The 12,348-nt window shown below is 54.6% G+C and carries 9 protein-coding genes; all 9 read right to left on the reverse strand.

Features of this window, described 5'->3' with window-relative positions:
* Positions 1-24 precede the first annotated feature (24 nt).
* Entirely contained in the window at positions 25-1,422 is a 1,398-nt protein-coding gene (locus V4U84_RS12940) for a UDP-N-acetylmuramoyl-tripeptide--D-alanyl-D-alanine ligase (RefSeq protein ID WP_334072069.1), read from the reverse strand.
* Entirely contained in the window at positions 1,422-2,912 is a 1,491-nt protein-coding gene (locus V4U84_RS12945; RefSeq protein WP_334071904.1) for a UDP-N-acetylmuramoyl-L-alanyl-D-glutamate--2,6-diaminopimelate ligase, read from the reverse strand. The genes V4U84_RS12940 and V4U84_RS12945 overlap by 1 nt, the downstream gene beginning before the upstream one ends.
* Positions 2,913-2,979: 67 nt before the next feature.
* On the reverse strand, positions 2,980-4,947 hold the full coding sequence (locus V4U84_RS12950; RefSeq protein ID WP_334071905.1) for a stage V sporulation protein D: 1,968 nt from the start codon (positions 4,945-4,947) through the stop codon (positions 2,980-2,982).
* 81 nt (positions 4,948-5,028) lie between these two features.
* Positions 5,029-7,284, reverse strand: coding sequence for a penicillin-binding transpeptidase domain-containing protein (locus tag V4U84_RS12955; RefSeq protein WP_334071906.1), 2,256 nt, complete (start codon positions 7,282-7,284; stop codon positions 5,029-5,031).
* Between the two features lie 40 nt (positions 7,285-7,324).
* Positions 7,325-7,726 (reverse strand): hypothetical protein, encoded by a 402-nt coding sequence (locus V4U84_RS12960; RefSeq protein WP_334071907.1) that lies wholly within the window; start codon positions 7,724-7,726, stop codon positions 7,325-7,327.
* Position 7,727: 1 nt separating this feature from the next.
* Complete coding sequence (rsmH, locus tag V4U84_RS12965) at positions 7,728-8,699, reverse strand: 16S rRNA (cytosine(1402)-N(4))-methyltransferase RsmH (RefSeq protein ID WP_334071908.1); 972 nt, start codon at positions 8,697-8,699, stop codon at positions 7,728-7,730.
* Positions 8,700-8,734: 35 nt separating this feature from the next.
* Positions 8,735-9,166, reverse strand: a complete 432-nt coding sequence (mraZ, locus tag V4U84_RS12970; protein ID WP_334072070.1) for a division/cell wall cluster transcriptional repressor MraZ — start codon at positions 9,164-9,166, stop codon at positions 8,735-8,737.
* 231 nt (positions 9,167-9,397) lie between these two features.
* Complete coding sequence (locus V4U84_RS12975; RefSeq protein ID WP_334071909.1) at positions 9,398-10,663, reverse strand: adenosylhomocysteinase; 1,266 nt, start codon at positions 10,661-10,663, stop codon at positions 9,398-9,400.
* A gap of 13 nt (positions 10,664-10,676) precedes the next feature.
* A complete protein-coding gene (gene bshC / locus V4U84_RS12980; protein WP_334071910.1) occupies positions 10,677-12,314 on the reverse strand; it encodes a bacillithiol biosynthesis cysteine-adding enzyme BshC in 1,638 nt (545 codons plus the stop codon).
* Positions 12,315-12,348: the final 34 nt, after the last annotated feature.

The following is a 12,348-nucleotide window of genomic DNA, read 5'->3' on the forward strand; positions in this document are numbered from 1 at the left end:
GGGATCACCCCCCTTTCGCCGGATTTATCGATGAAGGCTGCTGGTTTTGACCGCGTCGACGACTTCCTCCAGCTTCATGCCGCGCGATGCCTTGACGAGAAGAACATCCTGCGGATGCAGCCGGGGAATCAGCGCTTCAATCAGCTCGTTTTTATCCCGATAGGAGAAGATGCGTTCTTTCTCCAAACGCTCCGCCGCCCCTTCGGCGATGGCCGCTCCGAGCTTCCCGTAAGTAAACAGCATATCCGTTTTTCCCGGGCTTAAGAATCTGCCGACTTCCCGATGGTATTCGACCTCATCCTCACCAAGCTCAAGCATATCGCCAAGTACGGCGATTTTTTGCCGGTAGCCGCGCTTCTTCTCCAATACTCCGATCGCCGCTTTCACGGAAGCCGGGCTGGCATTGTAAGCATCGTTCAGGATCGTGATGCCGCTGACGCCGCGAACGGTCTCGATACGCATACCTGTCAGTTCCACCCGCTTTAGCCCTTCGGCAAGCGCTTGTTCGGACACACCAAAGTATGTCGCTACAGCCAGCGCCGCCAAAGCGTTCACGACATTGTGCTCGCCGGGCAGCGGCAGCTCAAGAGAGATATCTCCTAGCGCGTGCGAAGTAAATACCGTTTTGTCCTCCAGGTGCATGATGCCGATCGGATAATCCTCATTGCCGGGATCGAGTCCGAAGGTCGACAGCTTCAACGCTGCCGGTTTAACCGTGGCCGGCTCCGCCAGAACCTGGGTGATGAGAGGTTCGTCCCCATTATAGACAAAAAGCCCTCCCTCTTGGAGCCCGGACAAAATTTCCAGCTTGGCGCGGGCGATTTCCAGCCTGGAGCCGAGCTGCAGCAAATGCGACTCCCCGATGTTCGTGACGATGGCCGCCTCGGGCTCCGCCAGCTTGGACAGAAGCTCGATTTCATGCCGGCCGCTCATCCCCATTTCAAGCACGGCGATTTCCGTATCTTCAGGCATGGACAGAATCGTCAACGGCAGCCCGATGTGATTGTTATAGTTGCCCTGCGTTTTATGAACTTTAAAAGTTGTGGCCAGCAGTGAAAAAAGCAGGTCCTTGGTCGTCGTCTTCCCGTTGCTTCCCGTAATCCCGACCACGCGGGCGCGACTCGCCGCCAAATAACTTTTGGCGAGGCGTTGCAGGGCCTCGAGGGTATCGTCCACAAGCACGCAAGGCCCCGGGGCTTCTCCCCGGGATTTCGACCAAAGAACGGCTCCGGCCCCAGCCTGAAGGCATTCCGCGGCAAAATCATGGCCGTCAAACCGCTCGCCGGCTAACGGGATAAACAGACAGCCCGGCGAAATACGGCGGGAATCGGTGGTAACTCCTTCAATAAGTATATCGGCATCGCCGGGATTTCCTAATTGTCCGCCGGCCATCGCGGCGATTTCCGCTAGTTTACGTTTAATCACTTGTTCAAACCCCTTATCGCTTCTTTGGCGACGATCCGGTCATCAAAATCGTGCACCTCTTTGCCGATCAATTGGTAGGTCTCATGGCCCTTCCCCGCAATCAATACTACATCTTCGGGGCTTGCCATTTCAATAGCCTTTTGAATGGCTTCGCGGCGGTCCACAATCAGTTCGTAACGGTCGCGCGGCACCCGATCCTCTTCAAGTCCCGCCTCGATATCCTTCAGAATGAGCCCGGGGTCCTCTGTGCGCGGGTTATCGGAAGTCACGATGACATGGCCCGACAGACGCGCTGCGATTTTGCCCATGAGCGGCCGCTTGGTCCGGTCCCGGTCGCCCCCGCAGCCGAACACGCAGATGACCCGCCCTTTGGCAAATTCGTTAACGGCGTTCAACACATTTTCGAGGCCGTCCGGCGTATGCGCATAGTCCACGATAACCGCGAACGGCTGACCTTCGTCCACCGCTTCCACCCGGCCGTCCACGCCCGGAACGGCTTCCAGGCTCGCCTTAATGTCCTGCAGTTCAATTCCTTCGAGCAGGGCGGCCGTCATCGCCGCCAGCGCGTTATACACATTGAACTTCCCTACCATTTTTAAGGTGATATCAATATTTCCCAGGAAAGTGGCCGCGTGAAAAGAGGTTCCTTTCGCCGTAATCCGGATGTTCGACGCCCGCACATCCGCTTCTTGATCCACACCATAAGTAATGATCTCAGCCGCCGTCTGCTTGGCGAAATAAGAGGAAGCCGGATCGTCGGCATTAAGCACGGCATAGCTGCGCTCATCCGGGGAAGAAGCATAAGTATTGCCGAGGCGCGAGAAGAACAACCCTTTCGCCGCACGGTATTCCTCCATCGATTTATGATAATCCAAATGGTCCTGCGTCAGGTTGGTAAACACCGCCGTACGGAATTTCGTTCCTTTAACGCGTCCTTGATCCAGCGCGTGCGAGGAAACCTCCATAACACAGTAATCCGTATCTGCTTCCTTCATCTCATGCAAATAACGCTGCAAATCCAGCGACTCCGGCGTCGTTCCGGACATCGGAAACGTCTGTCCGGCATAACGGCGCTGGATCGTTCCGATCAAGCCGGCGGATTTCCCTTGATCCTGCAAGATCCGTTCGATTAAATACGTCGTCGTCGTTTTCCCGTTCGTTCCGGTGACTCCGATCACTTTCATACGGGAGCTGGGGAAATCGAAAACCACATTGCCCAGCACCGCCATCGCCACCCGGCTGTCCTTGACCTTAAGCTGCGGCAGCGGGTTATTCTCCAACCAGCGTTGTACGACAAGCGCCGCTGCCCCCGCTTCCGCCGCCTTCTGCGCAAAGTCATGGCCGTCGACCGTATGGCCCGGCAGGCAGATGAACAAATCCCCGGGCGATATTTTTCGCGAATCGATCGAGATTCCCCGGCATTCCGTGCCGGCATCGCCCCGGATTTCGCTTCCGATGATATAAGTCGCTAAATCTTTAAGCAGCATAAGTTACCCCTCCGTCAATTTCTGAAAAAACAACCTTATTCATAATTATCACCAAAGTTGGCGCGGTTCAGGATGATTCATCCTGATGTTCATGAAGTCCGCCTCGCTCGGCGTCCTCCTCGGTGCCCATATAAATCCGGATGGTCGAACCCCGGTCGACCCGCGTCCCCGGTTTCGGCGCTTGGTTAATCACCACGTTGCCCGCGCCCGATTTGGCCAGATTAAAGTTCATATTGAGATCTTCATAAATTTCCTGAACGGTGTGCCCCATCAAATCGGGAACCGTGACGACCGGAGTTTCGCCATATTTGTACTTTTTGGCGACCTGTTCCTGCCGCGGCGGAATCTTCATGTATTCCAGCGCATCCTTCAGAATATTCCGTACAATCGGCGCCGCCACTACGCCGCCGAACTGAATTCCCTGCGGATTGTCCACCGCGGTGTAAACGACGATCTGCGGGTCGTCCGCCGGAGCAAAGCCGATAAACGAAACGATATGCTCGTTTTGCGAATAGCGGCCGTTAATGACCTTTTGCGCGGTTCCCGTCTTCCCTCCGACCCGGTACCCGTCGATAAAGGCGTTTCCGCCGGTTCCCTTTGCCACCACGCTCTCAAGCGCCTCGCGAACCTGCTTGGACGTTTCTTCGGAAATCACCTGCCGAACGAGCTGGGGTTCATTGGTGAATACCACTTCCCCTGTGTCAGGATTACTCCAGGATTTAGCCACAAACGGTTTAAACAGCTTGCCTCCGTTGATTGCCGCCGAAACCGCCGTAATTTGCTGAATCGGCGTCACCGAGACCCCTTGACCAAAGGAAGTTGTCGCGAGTTCGACAGGGCCTACGCGGGACATCTTGAACAAAATGCCGTTTTCTTCCCCGGCCAGGTCAATCCCCGTTTTTGTACCAAAGCCGAAATCCTTAATGTACTTAAACAAAGTTTCCTTCCCGAGGCGCTGACCAAGCGCGACAAACCCGGGGTTACAGGAATTTTCCACAACCTGAAGGAAGGTTTGGCTGCCGTGTCCGCCTCTTTTCCAGCAGCGCAGCGAAGCTCCGCCCACCTTGACATAGCCCGGGTCGAAGAACTGCTCATGGTGCAGGTCCACCTTTTTTTCTTCCAGAGCGGCCGATAGGGTGATGATTTTAAATGTGGAGCCGGGCTCATAGGTCATCCAGATCGGGAGATTTCGGTTGTATACCGCCGGGTCCACCTCTTGATATTCCGCGGGCTCATATCCCGGCCTCGCGGCCATCGCCAGAATCTCCCCGGTTTTCGGATTCATCGCGATCGACAGCGCCGAATTGGCCTGATGCCGGGCCATCGCCTGATCCAGCTCGCGTTCCATGATGCTCTGAATCGATTTGTCAATCGTCAGCGTCAAGCTCAAACCGTCTTTCGGTTCGACGTACTTTTCGGATGAGCCGGGCATCAGCCTGCCCCCCGCGTCCGACAAGTACGAGACGCTTCCGTTCATGCCGCTCAGCTTATTGTCATACTTGCTCTCCACGCCGGTCAAGCCTTGATTGTAGCCGCCGGTGAACCCTAGAATATGGGCGGCGAGGCCCCCATAGGGATAGTACCTTTTATTGTCCTCGGCAACGACAATACCCGGAAGAGCCAAATCACGAATTTGCTGCGCTTTTTCCATCGTAATTTTGCGTCCGCCGGGCTGCAGCCTGACTATGGATTGTCTCTTGGTAATCGCCTTAAGCACGGCTTCCTCGCTCATTCCCAGCAAGGGAGCCAGGCTTTTCGCCGTCGTTTCGGGCGATTTCACCTGCACCGGAATGGCCATAACGGTCGGCGTCGTAATATTGTAGGCCAGCACCGCGCCGTTCCGGTCGGTGATTTCCCCCCGCTTCGCGGAGTAAGGGATATTGCGGCGCCAGGAATCCTCCGCCTTGGCCGATAGCTCTTCTCCCTGGCCGAGCTGCACATAAGCCAGCCGGATTACTAGAGCGGCGAACAGCAGACAAAGCAGCATGAGCAATACGAATAATCTTCGTCTGACCGTTACTTTGGATATTCTCATCACGATAGCCCCCTGTCCATCCAAAAACATGTGGTCGATCTCTTCACATGAATATTCAGGACAAACAGGGGTTAGAACAAGCTAGGGCGAAGAATCTCCGCTCTCTCCGCCGTTTGCCGCGGCGTTCTCACCGCCACCGCCGCTATCACCGGAAGAGGCGTCCTCCTCGGAATCCGCCTCCGTCTCCGCCGGATCTTTTACCGGCGGCTCGAGCACAAGGTGCACCTTACGCCGGCCTTTTTCCTCGGAGGCCGTCTGGGAAACCACGTACCCTTCGCCTTCGGCCGTCACGGAGACCTGAAGGGCCGAGAGCAGCTCCATCGCTTCTCTTAACGATTTGCCGCTCAGGTTCGGAATGGCCATTTTCTCGCCTTCCTCGGTCAGCAGATACATGTATTGGCCGGCCTTTAACGTACTCCCCGCTTTCGGGAACTGGGACACGAGTTCCTTGCCTCCCCCCAGGGTGACGTAGGAAACCCCCTTTTCCCCAAGTTTATTTTTTGCATCCTGCAAGGAAAGCCCGGTTAACTCCGGCGCTTTAATGCCGCCGCTGCTTTCCGTCCCGGCCGATTGAGCTTTGTCGTTCATATTTTTCGGAACGCCCATGTACTGCAGCGTCTGTTTCATAATTTTTTGAAACACCGGCGCCGCCGCGGCACCGCCGCCGAGCTCCGAGTCCCTTGGTTCGTCGATGAGCACGAGCATGACGACTTTGGGATCATCCACCGGCGCGTAACCGATGAAAGAAACGACCTGTTTCGTGTAGTCGTATTTCCCGTTAACTACTTTAACCGCCGTTCCCGTTTTACCGGCGACCCGGTAGCCCTCGATATACGCGTGCCGCCCGGTACCGATTTTCTGGTCGGAAACGACCTGCTCCAGAATTTCGCTGACTTCCTTCGCTTTGTCCGGGGTAAGGATTTGCCGGATCTCTTTGACTTCTGTTTCCGTCGTTTCCCCGGTTTGCGGGTCGGTAATGGATTTGACGATATGCGGCTCCAGCAGTTTCCCGCCATTTGCCACGGCCGCAACCGCAGCGACCTGCTGCAGTGGCGTGACGAGCAGCTTGCCGTGCCCGTAAGCCATCGCCGCAAAGTCCGCCTGCTGCTTCGGCGTTACGACCCCGGCCGCTTCGCCGGGCAGCTCAATCCCCGTCTTTTGGCCGAAACCAAACTCATCCACATATTGTTTCAGTCGCTCAGGACCTAGCATCTCGTATCCAAGCTTAACGAAGGCGACGTTACTGGAACGTTTAACCCCTAACAAATAGCTAATACGCCCCCATCCCGAACGTTTCATGTCGTGAATGGTTTGCCCGGGAACGCGAATGCTTCCGGACATATATTCCGCCTCGGGATTGAACAATCCCTCCTCGACGGCGCCCGCCAATGTCACGATTTTAAACGTGGATCCCGGCTCGTAGACCGACTTGATCGCATGGTTGTAAAAGTTCTTTTGGTCCACATCGGCCCAGTACTGATTCGGATCATAGGTCGGCAAATTGGCCATGCCGAGAATGTCCATCGTCTTTGGATCCGCGGCAATGACCGTCATACTGATCGGCTTCAATTGATCGAAAGCTTCCTTCATCGCTTCTTCGATATAATACTGTATCGTCCCGTCGATCGTCAGCCGGATATTTTCTCCATTTTTAACGGGCTGATAGATCTCGCTCGCTTTGGGAATCTCGATTCCCCGGCCATCGCTCTTGTATTGGAGCTTGCCGTCAATGCCGCTCAGTTCTTTGTCATAAGCCGCTTCGAGGCCCGAGACCGCTTTCCCGTCCCGGTCCGTATATCCCAGCACATGGGCCGCTAGATCTTTTTTCGGATAATACCGTTTTTGCTCTTTTAGCAAATAAATACCGGCATCCTCAACCTTGTGCTTTTTCTCCAGTTCATTAGTAAAAGCCTCGACTTTGTCCCGCAGCTCCTGATCGATTTTCCAGCCTTCGTAGCGGACCTCCCGCTGCGCTAAGAAAGTTCCGTCCTCCTTCTTGGCGTTGACGATTTCTTCCAGTTGGAGCTTGTCTTTGCCAAGCAAGTTATGGAGCCCTTCCACCACTTCGTTCTGCAAATTCAATTTGTGGATCAGCTTGGGATTGACCGCCACGGTATAGGCCGGGGCATCGATGGCCAATACGTCCCCGTTCCGGTCGGTAATGGTACCGCGCGTAGCCGGCAGTTTTTTCTCTTTTGACCAGATTTCTTCGGCATGGCCCTGCCAAAAGCTGGCCTCCACGACCTGAATCCAGAACACTCTACCTATAAGAACAGTAAAAAAGAGGGTAATGCATCCCCCTATCAGCAGCGTCCGAAGTTTTATTCTCTTGATCATGGCAATACCTCGTGATTCTATGATTTGTGCCCGGACCCGCTTACTCCGCGGACCCGGACGCTTTCAGACCGACAGGAATTTGAATGTGGAACCCTTCTGCCGCAGGCGAAACGTAGCCGAGTTTGGCGGCTTCCTCCGGAATTTTCTCCTCCAGCTTTTCTTTTTGAACGGCCATTTCCTTCACCTGCACCTGAATCTTCTGGATATCCGCGTTCAAATTGAAAATATCACGTTTGATACTGTAGAGATTCGCGTTTTGCACCAACAAGCCGCCCATGATCGCCACGCAAAATACAATCGTCGCCAAATAAAGCAGCTTCTCTTTGACCGGAAGCGGTGCCCGCCGGGTAACTACTTTTGTGGTCTCCCGGTAACGCTGGGACTGGTGACCGCGTTCCGCCGTTTTTTCTTTGACTGCCAAATTCCCCCGTGTATACGCCATTTCACACTTCCTCCGCACTTGATTGCAGTTTCTCCGCTACACGCAATTTCGCCGAACGCGCCCGCGGGTTTTGTTCCAGTTCCTCCGCTGAAGGAACGAGCGGCTTTCTGTTGACCAGTTTCAGTTGTCCCTGACCGCCGCATACACACATGGGAAAATCAGGGGGACAGGTGCACTTTTCCACATAGCTGGCAAAAATTTGTTTACAGATCCGATCTTCCAACGAGTGAAACGTAATCACCGAAGCTCTTCCCCCGGGGGCGAGACACCGGACCGCGGCGTGAAGCCCTTCTTCCAAAGCGCCTAATTCATCGTTTACGGCGATCCGCAACGCCTGAAAGCTTCGCTTCGCCGGATGGCCGCCGGTTCGGCGAGCCGCCGCAGGAATCCCTTCCTTGATTAATTCGACCAATTCTCCGGTCGTTTCCACCGGCGCCTCCTGCCTTCGCTGCGCAATGACCGAGGCGATTCGTCTGGAGAACTTCTCTTCGCCATATTGGAACAAAATTCTTGCTATTTCGCGTTCCGGCCACTCATTCACAATATCCCTGGCCGTTAGCGATGCGGATTGATCCATGCGCATATCCAGCGGAGCGTCGGCGTTATAGCTGAACCCCCGCTCTCCTTCGTCAAATTGGGGAGAGGATACGCCGAGGTCAAACAAAACACCGTCCACCTGCGGTATACCATCTTTCGTCGGAACGCCAACCTCAAGCAGCTTCTGCTGTAAATGGCGAAAGTTGCTCTTGACCAAGGTCAGACGGCCACTGTAGGATGCCAGATGTTCTCTGGCATTGTCCAGAGCCCAGTCATCCTGGTCAAACGCGATCAATCTGCCGCGTTCCCCAAGCCGGGACAGGATCACGGAGCTATGGCCGCCTCCGCCTAAAGTGCAATCCACATAAATGCCGTCCGGCTTGATGCGCAGCCCTTCTGTCGCTTCTTTTTTAAGCACCGTGATGTGATGAAACAAGACTTACGCCTCCAGACTCTATCTTTCTTTCCAAATCAAAAATCAAAATCAACCAGCTTCTCGGCAATTTCGTTAAAGGTGTCTTCGGATTGTTGGAAGTAGTGCTCCCAAATATCCCGGCTCCAAATTTCTACCCGGTTCGACACGCCCAGTACAACGCAATCCTTCTCCAGTTTGGCATACTGCCTCAAATTGGGGGGTAAATTTACCCTTCCCTGTTTATCCCATTCGCATTCCGTCGCCCCGGAGAAAAAAAACCGCGTAAACGCACGCGCATCGGATTTCATCAGCGGCAGGGCTTTAAGCTTTTGTTCCAGGACTTCCCACTCCTGTTGCGGATATACGAAAAGACACTGGTCGAGCCCGCGGGTGACGACGAAAGAAGTCCCTAGGAGGTCGCGAAACTTGGCCGGAATAATGATTCGGCCTTTCTCGTCAATGCTATGTTGGAACTCCCCCATAAACATTGGTTCACTCACTCCTTACCTCTTCCCCCCACTTTGCACCACTTTCCACCACTATGAATAGTACTTATTCTCCACTACGGATAAAAATCCTGCTATCTCTTAAACTTTTTTTGTTGGTAATTATATCCGGGTGAACGGACGTAAAAAAAGCGCGAGCGACGGGGATCATTAAATCCCCACACTCACGCTTCTATGGATCGTTTCATGTTATCAAGCCGTGTTTCCGGTTTCTTAATGCTCCTGCCAACTGTCCAGATAAGCCCGCTGTTCTTCGGACAGCGTATCGATGCCGAGCCCCAGACTTTCCAGCTTGAAGCGGGCCACCTGCTCATCCAACTCATACGGAACATTGATCACGGTCTTGCCGATTTGCTCATACTGTTCGTTCACGTACTTAAGTGACAAGGCTTGAAGGGCGAACGTCATGTCCATGATCTCCGCCGGATGTCCATCACCGGCAGCCAGGTTGACCAGGCGGCCTTCGGCGAGCACATACACTTTGCGTCCGTCCTTCAATTGATATTCTTCAATGTTCCGGCGAACGGTACGTATCGAGCTGGAGCGCTCAGCCAGCTCCGGTTTGTTCACTTCCACGTCGAAGTGGCCGGCATTGGACAGAATGGCTCCGTCCTTCATCACATCGTAATGTTCTCCGCGAATGACGTCGCGATTGCCGGTTACGGTGACAAAGAAATCGCCGATCTTGGCCGCTTCCAGCATCGGCATGACATGGAACCCGTCCATATAAGCTTCGACTGCCTTGATCGCATCCACTTCGGCGACAACGACATTGGCGCCAAGCCCTTTGGCCCGCATCGCCACGCCTTTGCCGCACCAGCCGTAGCCTACAACCACGACGGTTTTCCCCGCCACGACCAGGTTGGTCGTCCGGTTGATGCCGTCCCAGACCGATTGTCCTGTTCCGTACCGGTTATCAAACAAGTATTTGCAATACGCATCGTTTACGGCTACCATCGGGAATTGCAGCTTCCCTTCCTTATCCATCGCTTTAAGCCGCAAAATCCCGGTCGTGGTTTCCTCCGCGCCACCGCGAACATTTTCGAGGAGGTCCGGACGTTCCGAGTGAAGGATCGTCACAAGGTCTCCGCCGTCATCGATAATCAGATCCGGCTTCGTCTCGAGAGCACGAATAAGAAGCGCTTTGTACTCCTCAGGCTCCGGGTTGTATTTGGCAAACACCGTGACGCCGTCTTCGACCAATGCCGCGCATACATCGTCCTGGGTGGAAAGCGGGTTGCTTCCTGTAATCGTCACTTCGGCTCCGCCGGCTTTGACGACCTTCGCCAAATAAGCCGTTTTTGCTTCCAAGTGCAGCGAGATCGTTACTTTTAACCCCTTAAAAGGCTGCTCCTGCTCAAATTGCTTGCGGATCCGTCCAAGCACAGGCATATGAGCCTCGACCCAATCAATCTTCAAGTGCCCCTCGGGGGCCAGTTTCATATCGGCGACGATGCTGTTTTGAATAGCTGAACTCATCGACTTTTCCCTCCTACAAGTTTATAATCCGGTGACTTCCCGTTACATCATAAGGAATTCCCGTCAAACCGTCAATCCAGTCCGAACCATAGCGGTTCAGGTAATAAAAAATATTATAGACTCTTTCCTGCGGTTTCCCGAGCGGGAATAGGGACAACTCAATACGATCGAAATGGCGGAGACCCGCTTCATTCGATTTCTCCAGGGCATCCTTCGTTTTGCCCCGCAGATAGTCGATCTGATCGACGATCTTATCGCGATTGGCCCCGCCCAGCTTGACGAGTCCCGCCTGAATCGTGCCCAACTGCTCGATCAGAGGATTATACATCGCCGTAAAGGCCGCTTTGATTTCTTCAAACCGCTCTTCCAGATTCAGCGAGTCTTGCCCGGCAAGCCAGGCTTCGCGCTTGCTGCGCAGAGCTTCGCGATCCGCTACGTCTTCCCAGCGCAGTCCATATTTCTCCATATGCTTTTGCAAGGTGCCTTCCATCACGGTAAAAGACTCCCGCGGCAGTAAAATCGGCATTTGCAGACCGAGCTTGCGGAAGGCGGAGCGCGTCAGTGCCCAGTAGGCGATTTCTCCCGCGCCCAGCACCGTACCCAGCACCGGCAGAAGCGAATCCTGCATCAGCGGACGGGTCAGCACATTGTTGCTGAAGCGTTCCGGGTGGGCGTGTAGCTCCCCGATCAGTTCTTCCCTCGAAAAAGCCACCTTGCCCTTGCGATCATTAAACTTGCCATCCTGCTTAAATAAAAGCAATCTTTCTCCTTCATGTATGTAGAAAAGATTCGCTCCGTCCTCCCGGACATCCGCCTGAAGCGTAAAGCCCCGTTCCTTTAAGGCCCGGGAGGTTTCCATATACGCTTCTTCCAGCTCATCGTTTCTCTCGATCATCGCTTCAAATACGGGGGCTTCCAGCCGTCTCAATTCGGGATCCGCGGAATCGAGCAGGATCAGTCCGTACCTGCCGAACCAATGCCCCATCAGCTTGGCGAAGCATTCCGTCAATGTTGAGGAGGAAGACGAGCATGTCCGGAACAGCTCCATCAACCCCGGCCGGAATTCGGTCTCCGGCAGCAATTGTTCCAGTTCGGCCGCCGCCTGGTCCCATGCTTCCGGCATCATCTCCGTCCAACTGACCGGCTTGCCCTGCTCATGACCGTCAGCGATCCGTACCCGGCTGACCTCCAGGCTGCCCGACAACACATACGCATGATTGACTTCGTCCCAGTCATGATCCTCGCCGGCAATCCAGAAGACCGGTACGACAGACCGTCCCAGCTTCCGTGAGGCTTCCCGGGCCGCCTTGATAATCGTCACCGCTTTGTATATAACGAGCAGCGGGCCGGTAAACAAACCGCTTTGCTGCCCGCCGACGATGACGGCTGTCCCCGGCTGAGCCAATAGCTCAAGGTTCTTCGCAACCGCGTCCTCCGGGTTGTGAAGGCGATTATATTCCCGCAGCCGGGACACCAGTTCTTCTCGACCTACACGGGAACTTTCGCTTTGATCCAGCCATTCGAGCCGTTCCTTCCAGCTCCGTTCCTCCTTGGGATTATACTCATAGAATGAGCTAACCCGGGCATAATCCTGAATGAGCGCTTCGGCGAGCGGTTGTCCCGTCGGCAGCGGCTCTTTCACCATATTCATCAGGGATCGATCCTCCTGTTCTTTTTTCACAAGC

Origin of the sequence: Paenibacillus sanfengchensis, assembly GCF_036864765.1 — a bacterium.
In the GTDB taxonomy this organism is placed as follows: domain Bacteria; phylum Bacillota; class Bacilli; order Paenibacillales; family Paenibacillaceae; genus Fontibacillus; species Fontibacillus sanfengchensis.